Origin of the sequence: Desulfosediminicola ganghwensis, assembly GCF_005116675.2 — a bacterium.
GTDB classification, from domain to species: domain Bacteria; phylum Desulfobacterota; class Desulfobulbia; order Desulfobulbales; family Desulfocapsaceae; genus Desulfopila; species Desulfopila ganghwensis.
On the sequence record NZ_CP050699.1, the window covers coordinates 5,635,620 to 5,653,142 of the forward strand.

The 17,523-nt window shown below is 50.6% G+C and carries 18 protein-coding genes; 3 read left to right on the forward strand and 15 right to left on the reverse strand.

Annotated features, from left to right (window positions below):
• Nucleotides 1-2 precede the first annotated feature (2 nt).
• From FCL45_RS24215 to FCL45_RS24240, 6 genes are all read right to left on the reverse strand, one after another.
• Nucleotides 3-755 carry an ABC transporter permease gene (locus tag FCL45_RS24215; protein ID WP_217907630.1) on the reverse strand — a complete coding sequence of 251 codons (753 nt, stop codon included), beginning with the start codon at nt 753-755 and terminating at the stop codon, nt 3-5.
• 2 nt (nt 756-757) lie between these two features.
• The gene (locus tag FCL45_RS24220; protein ID WP_136795245.1) at nt 758-1,564 is read right to left on the reverse strand and encodes an ABC transporter ATP-binding protein; all 807 of its coding nucleotides are present in this window, start codon (nt 1,562-1,564) and stop codon (nt 758-760) included.
• Between the two features lie 65 nt (nt 1,565-1,629).
• Nucleotides 1,630-2,622 carry an ABC transporter substrate-binding protein gene (locus FCL45_RS24225; protein WP_136795246.1) on the reverse strand — a complete coding sequence of 331 codons (993 nt, stop codon included), beginning with the start codon at nt 2,620-2,622 and terminating at the stop codon, nt 1,630-1,632.
• Nucleotides 2,623-2,886: 264 nt separating this feature from the next.
• Entirely contained in the window at nt 2,887-3,921 is a 1,035-nt protein-coding gene (gene mnmH, locus FCL45_RS24230) for a tRNA 2-selenouridine(34) synthase MnmH (protein ID WP_176360096.1), read from the reverse strand.
• 111 nt (nt 3,922-4,032) lie between these two features.
• On the reverse strand, nt 4,033-5,529 hold the full coding sequence (locus FCL45_RS24235) for a hypothetical protein (protein WP_136795248.1): 1,497 nt from the start codon (nt 5,527-5,529) through the stop codon (nt 4,033-4,035).
• 480 nt (nt 5,530-6,009) lie between these two features.
• Nucleotides 6,010-6,435, reverse strand: coding sequence for a hypothetical protein (locus tag FCL45_RS24240; protein WP_136795249.1), 426 nt, complete (start codon nt 6,433-6,435; stop codon nt 6,010-6,012).
• Between the two features lie 276 nt (nt 6,436-6,711).
• Between FCL45_RS24240 and FCL45_RS24245 the strand changes: the two genes are divergently transcribed.
• The gene (locus FCL45_RS24245) at nt 6,712-7,497 is read left to right on the forward strand and encodes a YaaA family protein (protein ID WP_136795250.1); all 786 of its coding nucleotides are present in this window, start codon (nt 6,712-6,714) and stop codon (nt 7,495-7,497) included.
• A 97-nt stretch (nt 7,498-7,594) separates the two neighbouring features.
• Here the strand turns inward: FCL45_RS24245 and FCL45_RS24250 are convergent, their stop codons facing one another.
• The 9 genes from FCL45_RS24250 to htpG all read right to left on the reverse strand — a co-directional run bounded on the left by FCL45_RS24250 (nt 7,595) and on the right by htpG (nt 15,097).
• Nucleotides 7,595-8,053 carry a hydrogenase maturation protease gene (locus FCL45_RS24250; protein ID WP_136795251.1) on the reverse strand — a complete coding sequence of 153 codons (459 nt, stop codon included), beginning with the start codon at nt 8,051-8,053 and terminating at the stop codon, nt 7,595-7,597.
• Complete coding sequence (locus FCL45_RS24255) at nt 8,053-8,529, reverse strand: L-2-amino-thiazoline-4-carboxylic acid hydrolase (protein ID WP_136795252.1); 477 nt, start codon at nt 8,527-8,529, stop codon at nt 8,053-8,055. Before FCL45_RS24255 ends, FCL45_RS24250 begins: the two co-directional genes overlap by 1 nt.
• Entirely contained in the window at nt 8,526-8,777 is a 252-nt protein-coding gene (locus tag FCL45_RS24260) for a 4Fe-4S dicluster domain-containing protein (RefSeq protein WP_136795253.1), read from the reverse strand. The genes FCL45_RS24255 and FCL45_RS24260 overlap by 4 nt, the downstream gene beginning before the upstream one ends.
• Before the next feature lies 1 nt (nt 8,778).
• Nucleotides 8,779-10,194, reverse strand: a complete 1,416-nt coding sequence (locus FCL45_RS24265; protein WP_136795254.1) for a Ni/Fe hydrogenase subunit alpha — start codon at nt 10,192-10,194, stop codon at nt 8,779-8,781.
• A complete protein-coding gene (locus FCL45_RS24270) occupies nt 10,194-11,126 on the reverse strand; it encodes an NADH-quinone oxidoreductase subunit B family protein (protein WP_136795255.1) in 933 nt (310 codons plus the stop codon). Before FCL45_RS24270 ends, FCL45_RS24265 begins: the two co-directional genes overlap by 1 nt.
• A gap of 24 nt (nt 11,127-11,150) precedes the next feature.
• On the reverse strand, nt 11,151-11,699 hold the full coding sequence (locus FCL45_RS24275) for a hypothetical protein (protein WP_217907631.1): 549 nt from the start codon (nt 11,697-11,699) through the stop codon (nt 11,151-11,153).
• A gap of 285 nt (nt 11,700-11,984) precedes the next feature.
• Nucleotides 11,985-12,626, reverse strand: coding sequence for a protein-L-isoaspartate(D-aspartate) O-methyltransferase (locus FCL45_RS24280; RefSeq protein ID WP_136795256.1), 642 nt, complete (start codon nt 12,624-12,626; stop codon nt 11,985-11,987).
• Complete coding sequence (locus tag FCL45_RS24285; RefSeq protein WP_136795257.1) at nt 12,623-13,012, reverse strand: hypothetical protein; 390 nt, start codon at nt 13,010-13,012, stop codon at nt 12,623-12,625. The genes FCL45_RS24280 and FCL45_RS24285 overlap by 4 nt, the downstream gene beginning before the upstream one ends.
• A 207-nt stretch (nt 13,013-13,219) precedes the next feature.
• Entirely contained in the window at nt 13,220-15,097 is a 1,878-nt protein-coding gene (gene htpG / locus FCL45_RS24290; protein WP_136795258.1) for a molecular chaperone HtpG, read from the reverse strand.
• A gap of 159 nt (nt 15,098-15,256) precedes the next feature.
• Here htpG and FCL45_RS24295 point away from each other — a divergent pair, with 159 nt between their 5' ends.
• Together FCL45_RS24295 and hemG are read left to right on the forward strand one after the other, a co-directional pair.
• Nucleotides 15,257-15,940 carry a metallophosphoesterase family protein gene (locus FCL45_RS24295; protein WP_136795259.1) on the forward strand — a complete coding sequence of 228 codons (684 nt, stop codon included), beginning with the start codon at nt 15,257-15,259 and terminating at the stop codon, nt 15,938-15,940.
• On the forward strand, nt 15,937-17,337 hold the full coding sequence (hemG, locus tag FCL45_RS24300) for a protoporphyrinogen oxidase (RefSeq protein ID WP_136795260.1): 1,401 nt from the start codon (nt 15,937-15,939) through the stop codon (nt 17,335-17,337). The genes FCL45_RS24295 and hemG overlap by 4 nt, the downstream gene beginning before the upstream one ends.
• Nucleotides 17,338-17,523: the final 186 nt, after the last annotated feature.

Sequence of the window (17,523 nt, forward strand, 5' to 3'; positions counted from 1 at the left end):
TCCTACCTGAGGTAGAGATGTTTACTTACCCGCAACTCGATAGAGTAGATGAGAAAATAGAGCGCCACCCCGAGCAATCCCATGGCGAGGATACCGGTATACATCTCCGGATACATCAGCACCTGGTAGGTTTCGACCACGATATAGTAGCCAAGACCATACTGGGTCAGGGACTGTTCCGCGATAAAAAGTACAGCGATTGCAGTGCCCACAGAAACCCGGAGAGCAGTCAATACCGCTGGAAGCGTTGCCGGCAGATAAACATATCGAAATAATGCCATTCGCCCTGCCCCCAGTGAACGTACGGAAAGGATCAGTTCTTTTCTCAGACAGGAGGCCTCGTCACGCACCACCACCAGAATCTGGAAGAAAATGATAATGGCAATAAGTGTTATCTTGGAAAAATCGCTTATGCCCATTACCACATAGATAACAGGCAGAAAGATGATCTTTGGTATGGGGTAGATTATCGCGATAAGCGGCGCCACCACCCTGTCCACCTGCGGCATCTGCCCAAGCAGCAACCCCGTCGGCGCAGCGAGTGCCGTGGCAATAAAGATGGCGGCCAGGACCCTCGCGCTACTCGCCAGAAGATGCAGGCCAAGTTCACCGAAGATGGTCTGGCAAAAGAGCGGTACCACCACCAGGGGAGAAGGGAGAATAGGTCTGTTAAGAAGCATCGCCCCTATCTGCCAGAGCATGAAGAACATGGCGAGACCGATCAATGTAGAACCAAGGGTTACTGGTTTTTTCATAATTACTGCTGTACTGCTGAATTTTGGGTGACTGTCTTCGAGCCGATGGTCATTCGCAATTGCTGGCAACGCTCAAGAAATTCAGAATCATTTCGTTTGTCGATCCTGCCGGTGAGGTTATTTTCTATCACCACCGGTTCGCGATTGGTATCGTTACCGAGAACCAGGATCTTCTCCCCGAGCACCACCGCCTCCTCAATATCGTGGGTAACGGTAATGGAGGTAAGACCTGACTCCAGGTGGAACGAGTTCATAACCTTCTGCAGCTCTTCCCGAATCGGTGCATCCAGGGCGGAAAACGGCTCATCCATCAGCAACAGATCCGGCTCAAGCACCAATGTCCTGGCAATGGCCGCCCTTTGCCGCTGCCCACGGGAGAGTTCGGCAGGATATTTCTGCTGCAACTCACTGATGCCTAGCCAGCTCAGCCAATACTCAATCCGCTCTGCAAGCTTTTTCTCATCGGTCTCCATATCAACCGGGCTGTGAACACCGTCTGGCCCGTAAAATTTACGGATTTTCAGTCCAAGTTCGGTGTTTTCTCTCACCGTGGCCCAGGGTAGAAGGCCATGATCCTGCAACACCAGCCCGGTTCTGGGCCTGGCCCGGAGCAGTTCCTCGCCATCCATGCGAATAACACCCTTATCCGGCTTCAGCATCCCGGCTATTATGGAAAGCAGCGTGGTTTTACCACAACCGGATGGTCCGATAATCGTCCAGGCTTCCCCGCTGCCAATCACCAGACCGAAGTCGGCAAAGATCTGTTTGCCATCTCCATAGGAAAAGCCTAATCCTTCTATTTCAATCATCTCACACCCTGCCGGCACATGCTGCACGTTACCTCTTCAGCCCTCAATGTTACACCCGATCAAAGTTACTGACGGTTAATATACTTCTCCGTTACCGAGTCTTCGTAGCTCACCTCTTTTTCAAGCAGCTTCTTCTCAAGCAGCCACTGCTGAACATCATCCCATTGCAGCTTGCTTGGAACCTGTCCCCTTGGAAAAGGTGGAATGCGAAACGACTGCTGAACATTTTTAGGCACTCGAATCCTGGCCAGCATCAGTTCCCGGTATCTGTCCGGATTATCATTCAGATCCGCAGCGGCCCTGTCCCAGGCCCGCATGAATTTTTCTATAGCCGCATGTTTCTCGTCGGTTGCTGCAACACTGAAGCTGATGACACTGGCACTCAACCCTGCCACTTTCAGATCATTGGTAACCTCCACCGCACCCGCCTGCAACGCGGCAAAAGCGAGGGGATCAGGCAGAGTCGCCGCCTTGATCTGACCAGCGAGGAGCAGTTGCATCCGCTCTGGCAAAACCGGCACCGAGGCGAACTTGATATCCTGTGCAGCAACACCTTCACTGGCCATTAAACGACCGGTGATATACTCGATTACTGTATTTTTTGAGACCGCCACGGGTATTCCGGCAAGATCGCTTACGCTCGCCACCTCACTGCCGGGCGCAGCGAGTATTCTGAAAAGGGGTGCTTCATCAATTGGCACACGCGCATAGGAGACAATTTTCATCTGCACCCTGTCACGGTTAAAGAGCGCCGCCCCACCAACCTCATTGATCATGCCGTCAATTCTGCCAGCCTGCATCAACTGATCACGCTCCACGGCACTACCCACCGGCAGTGCTTCCACCACGATACCTTCCTCGGCAAAGTATCCATTTGCTTCCGCCACATAAATCGGCAGAACATCCGGGATTGGCAAGACTGCCAAACGCAACTGATTGTCCACTCTTTCATTACTGGCCACTGCTGCACCAGCCACAGTGGCAATCACCAACAGGCCCGCAAACAGCGCCACAACCAGCTCCCGCATACTACCGATTCCTGCTGCTTTCTTTTTCATCCCTCTCACCGGACTCCCCCCCAGCTTTTATCCTGCACATTATTAATGAAATTCTAATCCTTGATTATTCTACACTATTCGGCAAGTTACCTCGTGCCACTGCACACATAGCACATTTCCTGCAACATATACAGTGTCAACTCAACCGGTACACGAGACGACACGTTTTTTATGGCGATTATTGCCAGCTCGAAATTGCTGGAAGACCAGATGGAGAGAATGGGAAATACGTTTTTCCGACTCTCTCTTTAACAGGGACGGTAATCAGCGTAACAGCGAATTACGGTAATTGAGGAGCTTTTCGGCAGTGAGCGGAATATCTTCGGAGGAGAGCTCCAACTCAAACATGTTCCGCGCCATGGAATTGCCATATCGTTTATCGTAGTACTCAACGAGCAGCAAGCGCACCAGTTCGGCGAGATTACCATGGCTGAGAAGCACAATCATTCTATCCACCAGCCCATGTCCAAGCTTTCGCCTCATTGAATTGAGTATCGCTTCAATCTTTTCCACTGTCTGTTCGTCTTCTACCGGGTAATCTTCCAGTATACGTGAAACCCGGGTCTCAACCGAGGCAGTGACCAGCACATGGTGCCCGCGTTTCATGGAATCCGCCACGCCTTTCGGCAAGAAAACCCCACCCATTTTTCTGCTTTCCCCTTCCACGAAAACCGGGCCTTTGTCAAGGGTGACTATCTTCGCAAACAGGTAGGAATCAAAGCTTTTTTGAGTTCGTGGCGATCTGTTCAGGCCGCCAAAGAGAGAGCTTTGGTGTTGGGCCAGATCTTCAAGATCAATTACATTATCCAGATATTGCAGAATTCTGGTTTTACCAGTTCCGGTGAGACCGTGAAGCACTATGCATTCTGCGCTATAGAGTTCAAGTTCTTTAAGCACCAACTGGCGGTACGCCTTGTAACCACCTTCAACCTGGATGGCATCATAACCCTTCAGGTTTAAAAGGTTCACAACAGAGCGGGAACGCATCCCCCCCCTGGCACAGAAGACAGCGATCCTCTCACCTCTATAGGGTTCAAGCTCTGCGAGCAAGGTACTCAGTCGCGAGGTAACCAGGTCAAACCCGGTATCAATAGCCTCATCCCGTCCACCAAAGCGGTAGATGGTACCAACCAGTTCGCGTTCTTCATTATCAAAAACCGGAATATTTATAGCGCCGGGCAGAGAGCCTTCGAGGAACTCCTTGGGGGAACGAACATCGATACTTACGCAATCTGAGGTCAGAACCTCTGTAAAGCTGAGCGTTTTGGGGGAAGCGCCCAATATATCATTTTGCGACATCCCATACTCTTCATCCATCGTCTCTCACCACTCAGCCTTATCTCGTAACCAGTTTCAATTGTAATAATCGTTATAATTCAATCAGCTCACAGCAGCCTGTGCCACCAATGCTCATCTTCTCGGTATATACCAGGTTCCATCCGGAGTTCTGCAACCGATACCGGGATAGTGCCTCGTCAACTCAGCGACCTGCACTTCCTGGTTATACTGCCTGCAAATGATGCCATTTTCATCTGCATAGACCGGCCCCGGAATCATAGTGACCACACTATCACCCCCTGCCGCAATCCACAGATCAGACTGCCCCACGGCGGTTTCCTCCATAACCTCTTGAAATTGATGCTGAACCTGAACAAGCGCCTGGGGTGTCCTGGTGATCTTCTGCAAATCCGGAATAATTGCCACCAGCTCTTTTCTGGTGTCCGGTTTCAAGCTTCGGTTATCACGGGTACGCAACACCCAATGTCCGACGGAAGGGGCATAATACCATGTTTTATATTCACGTGCCCGCGATTTGGGAAATGAATAGCTGTCCCTGAATCTCGAGCAGCATATCCGCCAGGTGTCAAATTCTCCCGCTGCCACCTTTACCCTCTCCTGCCCTTCAACATCACAGCGCCAGAACGAGTCGTAAACCCTCTCGATACCATCTTTGCCGATCCATTTCCCCTTCTCGTCATAACGGGTCTTACTCTTTAATGTGAGTGGCCAGAGGGTGGTGGTCGGCTTATCAAAAAGGTAAGAAGTCTGGGCAAAACTGCGCAGACCGACCCTGGTGCTCGTCTGCCATTCCGAGCGCTTGTAGGTGAAATCCGGAGAACCCACAGAACGGTTTCCATAATGATTCTGCCACTCAACCTGCTCCTTATCTGCAACAACAACCTGCTCCCAGCTCCCATCTGAATAGACATATGTGTCACCTTCTTCATACTCAGGCAGCGGTACAAATTGATCAGCCATCGTTTCCGTCGCGCTCTGCTGCTCATGGTCATGCCCCTCTTCCTGCGGCACAGAAAAGCCCCGTTCTTCGGCAGCGGTATCGCTCTCAAGTTCCGCAACAACTGCAGCGGTCTCAGCCAATAGTGGTATCAATTCACCTATAAATCCGAGCCGGTTCCTGATAACCGCCCCAGCTGATGTACTGCACAATCCATCCACACTCATTTTTTTCTGCATGCTCATCGACTCGCTGCAGATACCCAGCATATCATTCGGCTCCGAATCGTCATCGCTGTCGGCGTCATCACTCAGATTATCCAAGGCGTCTTCTCCATCGCCACCCTCGCCATCGCTGTCACCATCATCACCGGAGTCATCAGAATCATCCTCTTCGGCAGCGCCATCATCTTCATCCGGCTCATCTCCAGAATCCCCGTCTTCGGTGTCATCCTGATCATCAGTGTCGCCACCATCCTGATCATCATCGCCGCCGTCAGCATCTCCTGTCCCATCCTCCTGGGCTGTTGCATTTGCTGCCTGGCCCTCAGCCACACCCGTTGCACTCCCATTATCCCAACTCGACTGATACGTGGCGAGAAACAGTATCCCGATCATGAGCCAGGACAATATCCCGCCAGCGCCTCTCAACATCGTTCCTGCAATTTTCATCCACCCTCCTGTAAAGCTGCGAGTCAGTATGTTCTCAAAGACAACTGTTACAGAAAGCCCCACCTGCAACATCATCAATAGATATCGCACACAAGAGGGACCTATCCTCTGTTCAGCAATTCTGCTTCAGTTTGTATAAGGCTATGGAAAAATACTCTGTAAATAAACCGGGATTGCGTATTTTCAGTATATCTGAATGATTTGCGCAGTTGAAGAGATCTATTGATTTTCTTGACTTTAAGCCCTTGGGGTAAAGGCGTAGTCACGTAAAAACAGGCCTTGGGGTGGAACTCAACCAGACATTATTTCACACTATTACAAACACTAAACCGACCTTGCCAATATCCGACCGGGTTACACCCCGGCACCGGGGAAGAGAGCTTATCAGCAATACGGCGCTAACCACTCTTCTCAGGTACCGGGATGAATCTCACCACGTTCGGCCGGTTAACACATTTGCCTGACCGAAGCTGTTCCAGGCTACGCCGAAGCTTTCAACCAGGCTTCCTGCAGGCGTAACTTGAGATAATCCACCATTTCCCTGTCAGGAGAATACATGTCGAAGCAGTAGCCGTCATCCCCGGAAAGACCGCCTGGAATAACTTCACCACGCTGGTCCGGATCGCTGATCATATCGCCATAGAAACAAACTGACAGCCAGCGTTCAGCCGGGTCATCATCGATAACATCAATGATAGCAAAGAGGTTACGCTCGCTCTGCCTGGCGTGTTTCGGCCGAAGCGAGTAGCTCACCCCGGGCCTGCCGATAAATGTCAACGAAGTCTCCGCCAAATCAGCGGCAAAATTATACAGCTCCTGGAAGCAGGATTTCATCGGATCATCGGCCGGTCCCCATTCAGCCAGAAATGTTTCCACCTCCCTTGTATTCCCCTGTTGTTCAGACATAAAGTACCTCCTTGAAAGTATTTTTACTGCCAGCTACCCATTTTGACTTCCCGCTTCTGCCGTTTCAATCACTATTCAAATCTGGGCAACCGGCATCACAAAGTGTACACTTCATGGCAGATTAGCTTCTGATCTGCCGGTCCATTTTCCAGTCAGTCAGCTGCAGAAATGGCCCACTTACTGACAAATGCCCATAACTGGACACCTCACAGTAATAGCCGAAATGTATTTCGGCCGAAACATTTTTCTTTATGATTCCAAGTTAAAGAGGCTTGCATGCTATTGATTACCGCCCCCTCCAAGACCCAGCGAAGTCAACTGTCCAATCCAGTGATGGCTTCGGAACACTTCACTCTGCCGGTATTTTTAGAGCGCAGTAAAAGGCTTAATTCAGAACTTGCCAAACTTTCGCTGACGGAACTCTGCCAACTCATGAAGATGAGCGAGACCCTGCGCAAAAGTACCCACCTGCGAATCTCACATTTCGTCGAAGAACCGACATCAACAAATTGTCTGCCTGCTCTCTTTACATTTCAAGGTGACGCTTACTCAAGCCTTACCCCTGAGAGTTATGATCAACAGCAACTGCTTCATGCCCAGGCTCATTTGCGCATCCTCTCCGGCCTTTACGGCATCCTGCGTCCCCTGGACCTGATGTCTCCATATCGACTGGAGATGGCAACCAGACTGCAAACGGAAAATTCGGCAAATCTCTACCAGTTCTGGGGCGATATGATCACCGAAAACATAAACGAAGACCTGGCCGGACTCGCTGAACCGGTTGTGGTCAATCTGGCCTCTACGGAATACTCTAAGGTCATACATGCCAAAAGACTCGAAGGCCGAATGCTGACTATCACCTTCAAGGAAAAAAAAGGCGATGACTACCGGACAGTTCCCATCCATTCCAAGAGAGCCCGTGGCATGATGATTCATTTCATGATCACCGAACAACTTACCGCCCCTGGCCCCCTCCGGGATTTCAATCTCGGTGGATACACTTACCGGGATGATCTCTCAAGTCTCTCCCAAAAAGATGAGTGGATCTTCACCAGAGGGTAACGTTTTCTCGATAAAAAGCCAAAAGGGGCAGCGCTAGCGCGCTGCCCCTTTTGGCTTTTTCGTCTCTTTTCAATACCCTGGAACAAGCCGGGCCATTTCAGGTTAGCAGTTGCAGTACCTCATCCGCTGCGACAGGGATTGAAGCGGCAACGCTCTCACTCAACTTTTCACCGAGTTGATCGAAACACTGCCCCTCTATGCCAACCAGCCATATAGTATGCGGCATCCGTTCAGGGTACAATTTTCTGCCAACTTCAATGGCCTCTTTCACCCCGATACCATGACCGCTGACCGGTCGCTCCGTCATACCGGGCAGCTGCTCCCAGGCAAGCACATGCACTGTGCCGCAATCAGCTCCGAGCTGTACCGCGTCCACCACCACCAGTACCTCTTCACCAGCCAGCTCCTCCAGCAGATCTATACCGCCAAGCCCTAAGAACTTCAGGTGTACATCCGCTGGCAGCTGTCTCTCCCTTAGCTCCTCATACACGGCCGCGCCGGCACCATCATCACCGGCAATGGAGTTGCCAATACACAGAACAGTCGCTGTAGCCATTACCTGCCCACAGCTCTGGAAAAGGCCAGGTTAAAGGTACAGGTCTCTCCGGTTTCCACAGTTTTCGGCCGTACCGGCGAACCGGTGAGTTCTGCCATGATTCCTGCTATATAGTAATGAAACATCTGGCAGGTAAGGCCGTCTATCTCCATGTTACGCTGCTCACAGACACTGCGGATCGGGCAGCGATGCAAGGAGATCACGGCTTCACCATCATCCACGTGACCGTTGATCTCCATCTGCTGATTCCGAAACACCCGGATAAACTCAGCCAATGCAGCCGCCGGAGTCGGGCTTTCAAGATGAATGGGCATATTCTGGGCCATTCTTCTACCCGCCGCCACCGCCAGAGACGGAGTGGATTTACCGACAAATGTTTCAATGGTACCGACAAACATATCGAGCAGAAAGGACACCTCGGTGAAGGCCTTATCGTAGTCCTCGTCGGTGAGATTGAGTTCATTGGTTGTGATCATAAAAACTTCTCCATTCTCTGGCTGAAGTGGATGTTTCTGTAAAAGTTCTTCACCACATGGATATTACTATGGCTGATCGCCTGAGAGGGACAGATATAGGTGCAGCTCAGACAGGCAATACAATTCTCAACCGTCTTCACCACCGCTTTTTCATTTGCTTCGTCAAAGCTGAAGCAATCTGTCGGACAGACCTCCAGGCAGAGCCTGCAGCCACGACAGCCTTTTTCCCTGATTGTCATTTCCAGCATCTCATCCCCTCCTCAATGTGCGGATGAGTTCTCCGCTCTTGCGAACTTCCACATCAAGCTCCATCCTGCCGATCGCATGTGTTGAACAGGCAAGACAAGGATCATAGCAACGGACAATGAACTCAAGACCATTCAGCGCCGCCTCATCATTTCCACTGGCAAAGAGTGAGTTCGCGCCTTCTTTTAACGAGCGATTGATAGCCGCTGTATTCTGCTGGGTGGCAATGATCATGTTGGCCGAACGAACAATACCGCGCTCGTCGATCTCATAGTCATGGATCAAGGTTCCCCTCGGGGCCTCAACGTGACCAACGCCCCGTTTGCCACGAAAATCCGCAGCTACCCGGGTATCGTCGCGCAGTCTGGGATTGTTGATAATCGCATCTGCCCGTTCTGAAGCATAGATCAGCTCGATCAGCTTGCAATACATCTGCAGCACTGCGTTATGATTGGGCTTGCCGAACCTGTTCCTGAACTCCTCAAATTCGGCCTGGGCGAGTGGAGTGTCGATGGAATCAATGACGTTCATTCTGGCCAGGGTGGATACACGATACAAATTCTCCCGGCCATCCAGATCGAAGTACACCTCTTTGGCATAGGAATTATCCACAGCCCGCTCGACAATATAGTTGGTATAGTCGGTGGCGGAGAATTCCGCCTGCACCACACCTGAATCATCCACCACTCGCAGGTCGCCGTCATAAAGATTGAGCGCACCGTCCTTCACAGTGCCCATGTACCATGATGGCATATTGAGCTGGTCCAGCAGCACCGGGTGCTTATCCAGAAAATTGAACAACAGCTTTTTGATGGCTGGCGCCAACTCTTTGGACAGGCTTACCGCCTCGGCGGTCAACTCCTGCAGCTTGGCATACTGGGCGTCGCTCAGTTTATAGGAAATTCCGCCAGCCACTGCGGTTACTGGGTGAATCCCCCTGCCGCCGATGGTCTCGTTGATCTTCTGACCGAGACTTCTTAATCTCAATCCTTTTCTGGTCAGATCCGGTTCTGCATCGACCATACCGACAATGTTCTGGGTGGCCGCATCGCCACCAAGCCCAAATACCAGATCCGGACCTGCAAGAATGAATAAAGAAAGGGCATGGGAGTGAATCACATGACCCATATACATGAATTCCCGTAGCAGCTTACCAGCCTCAGGCACTTCAATTCCCGCCGCATTATCAAGCGCCTTAGCTGCAGCCAGATGGTGCGCCGTAGGGCAGACACCACAGATACGAGCTGTAACCTGGGGCAGAGTTGAAGCCTCCATGCCCACCAGAATACGCTCAAAACCACGAAGCTCATTGACGCAGAAGAACGCCTCGTCAACCTTTCCTGCATCATCACACTCCAGCAGGATGCGGGCATGGCCTTCAATTCGGGTTACCGGGTCAATCTTAATTGTTTTTGCCATCAGCTTGCCTCCACATCCGCAATCCACTTCCTGATCAAAAAAGTCGGTTTGTTGCCTATCATTTTGGTTGCCATCGCATAGGCGTAATGGGTCTTGGCAGACTGCTCCATCCGCGCCTTGATAGCCTCTGCCGGGATACTGGTGAGTTGCGACATTCTCTGGCTCACCTCCGTTCTGAGATCCCGGTTGGGCTCTGTCAGAATCTGCATGGTGGGTCCTGCACAACCGGTACACATGATACCGTGGTTGGGGCATGGGGCCAGACACCTGTCCAGCGTTACGGACCCAAGGCAGATATGTCCCTGGCTGAGGAAACAGAGTTCTTCATCCATCACTTCATCAACACTGGATTTCAGCTCTGCCACCTCGGTTTTCTTCATCACCCTGTTGCAGGCACCGCAGATCGATTCCTGGCGCACACTCGGCTCCCTGCCCTCAACAATTGCAGTCAGCGCCTCAAAGATGAAATGGGCGTGGGGAGGACAACCCGGCATGTAGAGATCAACATCGATAACCTCATCAATTGGAATGACCACCTGTTCAAGCCCGTCGACAGCTGTAGCTGGCACAGTATCGGTTTTGGTCGTTGGACATTTTTTATAGACGTGATCGATAATCTCTTCTTTGGAGTGAGCCAGACCTGCTCCATGCAGACCGCCATATACTGCACAGGTACCGAAGGCAATTATGGTCTTGCACTTTTTGCGCATCTCAAGGGCCGCATGCCGGTCATGCTCTGTCCGGATAGAACCGGTGACAATACCGATCTCCGCTTCAGGATATAATTTTTCATCGGTCAGAACCGGACATTTCTGGATCTGAACGCTCTCTAAAAACTGCAGGATTTTTTCATGCAGGTCTACGATGGCCACGTGACAGCCTCCGCAGTCACACAGCCATTCGGTATTGAGTCGAACCTTACTGTTACTCATTTCTTTATCTCCGCGGAAACCAGGCTAACCCTGAATGGTAAGCAGCTTTAGACAGGCATTTTCACCTGCATGTTTAATCTCCAGAGTCGTCTTCTTACCCATGATCGTTTCCAGAGCACCCGCAAAGAATCCGTACATCATATTGCACAGGGAGCCCTCCTGGCTATGACCGAAACGAAACAGCGCCTGACGAATCATGCAGTCCCTGAATACCAGCAGAATCTGTGATTCACCTTTGTCATTGGTAGTAATCAACTCAGTCTGACCCAGCGGCTTGAAGGTTTCGAACCCCCAGAGACAACTATTTGCTGCGAGAATATTTCTGACCTCGTCGATTGCTTCCAACAGGTCATCAGTCTTTTGAGCGTTTTCCGAAAATGTCCTGCCCAGGTTACGACCTGCAGACATTGTCATGCTGTTTGCACCGCGTCCGAGAATGGGCTCTATACCGGCAGAAAGCGCTGCCATGAAATTCATGGTCTCCTGCAGCGTTCGCCGTTTTTTCAATACTTCCTCCACCTCATCCACCTCCCTTTTATATTGGCCGTATCCCCAAAAACAGCGAATCTGCATTTCAATGCTGCAGCTTCACTCTTTTCGTGCTGGAGAAAACCCTTTAAAAATGAACCACTTCAGAAATATCAGTGTAATGAGTATATTGGATAAGAACAAGAAAAAGTTAGCTATTTGGCCTCTTGGGCCTGTTGGGCTGATGAAGACAGGGGTGGTACAGCTGAATTGAGGGAGGCCCGACACACACCTTCAGATCGTCAGGCCACGGGAAGAAAATTCGTTGAACGAAGAATTGAAAATAGATGGAGGATGCTATTTTACAGATAAATAAACTTAAGTACCTGGTTACCAGCCATGCTCGCCGATAAGATCGACGAAACGAACACTGCTCAGGCGATCAATGCGTATTTTGTCATCTATTTTTTTTACAAGCTGGAGCTCCTGCACATTCTGGTCTCCCACCGGCATTATCAACCTGCCGGAATCAGCCAGCTGATCCAGAAGCGGTGTTGGAATCTCGGGACCGCCAGCGGTGACGATAATTGCATCATAGGGGCCATTTTCCGCCCACCCCAAAGTGCCGTCGTCAAGTTTGGCGACAATGTTAAAATATTTCAATTTGTCAAACACCTTTCGGGCAGTGGCCAGCAAGGTATTGAGTCGCTCGACGGTATAGACCCGCCGGCAGAGACGTGACAGCACAGCAGCCTGATAACCGGAACCGGTCCCGATTTCAAGAACTGTTTCATGTCCCTGTAATTGCAAGGCCTCTGTCATCAATGCCACGATGTACGGTGCGGAAATTGTCTGACCGGAAGCGATGGGCAACGGATAATCGCCATAGGCTCTCGCCCGCATGGCGTCATCCACAAAGAGATGTCTGGGTACCTCCGACATCGCCGCCAGGGTTCTTGGGTCAACCACGCCACGGGCCAGGATCTGTTCCTGCACCATCCTCTCCCGTGCGGTCTTATATCGATCTATCACTGCGGTGTCTTTTGCCAATCGAAGTCATTCGCCCAGGACGAGGAGTCCTGTAGTTGCGCGCCATATTTACACTCGGTAACCACGTTGTCTTTGATCAGTACGATAACAGTACCACTGTTCGGCTGACCGAAGTACCTGCCGACAACCGGCGCATTTTTAAGCTTAGATCTCTCATATTCGGTGTAAATCCACTTCTCTGCACCGTCATCGAGAACGAATTGTTCATCGGGCTCACCAAGAAAGGTCAGCACATCGTCCCGGCCGGAAACTCCGACCTCTACAAGGGCCGCATCGGAAGCCAGATGTCGTACTGGTTTATTATAGCATCCCGAAAGGGTAAATGTGGCCAGTAAAATTAGTATCAACGGTCGAAACATGGCAGGCATCGTGTTTTCTCCAGTGAATTACACAGCTATGGGATAATGAAAAGCTCTATAGTCTGTCCGCAAACATTTTTCAACACCAAATGTCAGGGAGGTTTGCCACGCCAGGCTATCGGCCAGACCGACCCGGCATAGAAAATCACAGCTGTCTATATAATCAGACAGCTGTGATTGATGCAATGTTTAAGGTGTGATCGAAAAGGGATGTGATCAGTCCTGAAGGGCTCGACCGAGGATTTTGTAGTTCCGCTCCACCATCACCAGCGGATCAACGATCAGGCCAGCCTGAATCATGGCGTTGTCGTAAATCTGCAAAGCAACGTCTGCGGCAAAATCAGCATCTGCTTTCTGCAGGTCGGCGAGCTTTTTGATAATCGGATTTTTGGGGTTGATCTCCAGATTTTTCTTGGAGTCACCTCCCATACCGAGCCCTTTTTCCGCCCTGCTGGCAGCAAGCACCCGCTCCATGGAAGATGTCATATAGCCATCGGGATTGACAATCATAGCCGGGGCATCAACCAGACGCTTGGAGACAATGACATCTCCAACCTGATCTGCGAGGGTCTCCTTCAGCCAAGCAACCAGGGAGTCAGTCGACTGATCATCAAGCTTCTCACCGCTCTCATTTTCCGCCTCCTTACTCTCCTCTTCACTCTCGCCAAGATCAAGATCCGCCCTGTCGGCAGAGACCAGTTTCTTGCCCTCAAAATCACCAAGATGGCTCAGCACGAAGTCATCAATTGGCTCCATGGTGTAGATGATCTCAATATCCCTCTTCTTGAACATCTCCACATACGGACCCGCCTCGATCGCGTTCCTGCTCGGACCATTAATATAATATATGGTATCCTGATCCGCACCCATACGAAGCACGTAATCCGCCAGAGAAACCGGCTTACCCTCTTCAGATTTGGAAGATTCAAAGCGCAACAGTTTGCCAAGCTCTTTCTGGTACTCATAGTCTGAAGTCGCACCTTCTTTGATAAAAATGCCGAATGTCTTCCAGAACTCGAGATACTTCTCTTCGTCTTTTTTCGCCTCTTCAATGAGGTATTTGAGAAAACGCTTGGTGACAACTTTTCTTAACTTGGCAACCAGGGCGTTATCCTGCAGAGCCTGCCGTGAAATGTTCAGCGGCATATCCTCACTGTCCACCACGCCTTTCAAAAAGCGCAACCACTCCGGCAGGATATTCTTGGAATGCTGATCGATGAGAATTCGCTGGCAGTAGAGATTGACACCCGGATCCATCTTACCGAAACCAAGAACTTCAAAGTTCTCTTTCGGCACGAAAAGAAGAGCGTTGATCATGAGCGGAGCATCAGCGGAGAAGTGCAACCGATAATTCGGTTCATCCGTAGCGTTACCGATGAATTTATAAAATTCGTTATATTCTTCATCAGTTATCTCAGCACGGTTTCTGGTCCAGAGCGCCTGTACGGTATTTACAACCTCTTCATCAAGCTTGATAGGGAAAGGCACAAAGGCTGAGTACTGTTTGATGATCGACTCGACTTTCCACTTGGTGGCATAATCCTTGGCATCATCTTTCAGTTCAACGATGATCCTGGTTCCCCTGCGTAATCCTTCCATCTCGGTGATGGAGAAAGCACCGGTTCCGTCAGAGACCCATTCATGCCCCTCGCTGCCATCCCAGGAACGACTCTGTACCCGCACCCTGTTACCAGCCATAAAGGCTGCATAAAACCCCACACCAAATTGGCCTATCAGGCTGACATCCTTCTGTGCTGCTTCGGCAAGTTCTGTGAGAAACGTGTTGGAGCCGGAGTGGGCAATGGTTCCGAGATTATGCTCCAGTTCACTGCGACTCATGCCGATTCCGGTGTCGGTAATGGTCAAAGTGCTCTTCTCTTCATCAAGACTGATGGTGATCTCCAGAGGCACATGGCCATCGAAGGGATCTTCTGCCGTCAGGCTCTCATGCCGGTATTTCTCCAGAGCATCAGAGGCATTGGAGATCAGTTCGCGGATGAACACATCCCGCTCGGTGTAGAGCGAGTTTATTACAATATCCAGTAGTTTCTTGGTCTCCGCTTGAAATTCATGGGTTGTTGTCTTTGCTGTCATTGGCAAGTCCTCTTATATTAATTAAATAGACAGTCATATGGTGGCATCCGCTGCCATTGCTTTTTTCATAAAAGTCGGCGAAAATGTTAAGCATGTTGACCCTCGTGTCAAGAGTTTCTCCCCCCTGTATCTGTCCTTTATGGTAATGAGGATTTCCCAATGAGAATCATAGCCTTCGGTGATGTCCATATGTCAGTGCAAATCTGTGCAAACATCCCCGGCATCCGCGAGGCGGATCTGCTAATTGCCAATGGTGATCTTACCAATTACGGCAGAAAAGCAGACGCCAAAATCGTTCTCGACCAGTTACTTGCCATCAACCCGAATCTATTGGCCCAAATTGGTAATCTTGATAATTTTGAAATCAACGACTATCTTGAACAGCTGGATATGAACCTGCATAAGCAGGCGCGCTTACTACATTCCCGCATCTGCTTGATAGGTCTGGGCGGCTCCAACATCACCCCGTTTGGAACTCCCACTGAGTTCAAGGAGGATCAGCTTTGGGATATGCTGATGCAGGCATACCAACAGGGGACCGACTTCATCCATCTTGCGGCCCCAAAGGGAGAAGCTAAAATCCCCCTGGTACTTGTATCTCACACACCTCCCTATGGAACCTCGGTTGACACCATCCATGGCGGGCACCATGTGGGCTCGACCAGCGTAAGAACTTTTATTGAAAAATATCAACCAGAGCTATGCATAACAGGCCACATCCACGAGGCCAAAGGTGAAGACCGAATCGGCAAAACACACATAATAAACCCCGGCATGCTGCAACAAGGCGGCTGGGTCGATATTCAACTCATCCAATCTACTCTATCTGCGACCTTACAATGACCACACACTTTTCCACAATTATCGTAGGCGGCGGACTCTCCGGACTGACCGTTGCCCATAAACTTCGCCAGCAGGATCCTGAACATAAGCTTTTGGTGCTGGAAAAAAACGGTGCAACCGGCGGCGTCATCCGCACCCATCGAGAAAAAGGTTTCATAACCGAGATAGGCCCCCATGGCTTTCTCGACAACTGCAATGAAAGCAAAGATATCCTGCGCGAAACCGGCCTTGATAAAGAAGCTGTTAAAGCGCCGCTTATTGAATTTGTGCGTTATGTCTACTTACGGGGCAAGCTCCAGTTGATTCCCCAGACGCCCTTGAAAATCAGCATGGCCCCCCTCATTCCCTGGAAAGATAAATTCAGGGCCGTCTCCGAAATATTCCGGCCGCCTCTGGCTGGTGAACCAACGGTGGCCAAATGGGTCGACTACCGCTTCGGCTCCGCCATGCTGCCCTATATCGACGCTGTCTTTACCGGAACCTACGCTGGTGACTTCGACAAACTGAAAATCGATGCGGTTATGCCGGGTGTACGCGCTCTCGAAAAAGAACATGGCTCTGTCATCAAAGGCGTTTTTGCCAAGATGATGGCTAATCGCAAATCCGGCACAAAAAAGAAAATATCCATGCCCGCCATGACGAGCTTCCCTACAGGCATGAGCAGGCTACCTGAAAGGCTCACCGAACAGCTCACTGAAGGGAAAGATCTGTTACTCAACTGCGGCGTCAGCGCTGTTGCCAAAACCGAATCCGGCTGGCAGGTTGAAACAGAACAAGGGGTATTCACCGCCGACACCCTGGTCCTGGCTACACCGACCAACGTTGCCCTTAAGTTCCTCAGAGGTGTAAGCGACACAATGCCCATGACCAGCATTCCCGAAACCTGGATCGGCACCGTGGTTTTCGGCTTCGGACCCGGCGTTACCATTCCGCCTGGATTTGGTTATCTCACCCCTGAGGTTGAAAAACGATTTACTCTCGGCTCGCTGTTTTCTTCCAACATGTTTCCAGGAAGAGCACCGGAAAACCATGTGGTTTTTGAAACCCTTATCGGCGGAAGACGTCATCCGGAGCGCCTTGAACTGCCAAAGGAAGAACTCGTCGCCAAAGCTCTTGCCGACGTCAAGGAGATCCTGAAAATTGATCAAGAACCTGTTTACACGACCGTTCTCCAGTCAGATGGTGGCATCCCCCAGCTTGAAGAAGGGTATCCTGAATTGCTGGAATGGCGTGATGAGGTAGTACGCAGTAACCATGGCCTGCATATTTGCGGCTTTGGCTGGGAGGGCATCGGTTTAAACGATATGATGAAAGCTGGCACCAAAGTGGCCAAGGCTATAATAGATGCCACCGACAGCACGACCTCCGATGCCGAAGTAAAGAAAATCTACTTCTAGCCCCTATTTCTCATAATCAGGGTCAATTTTTGCAATTACACCTGAACTGAAGAGAAATCCTGATTATCCTGAAACCCCTCCACGGGCAATCAAACAAAAAGGCCCTGGTCATATTCTGACCAGGGCCTTTTTTCAATTGTATAACTCTGCTGAGGGTTGGCGATAATTAGATGTCAAAACCTGATA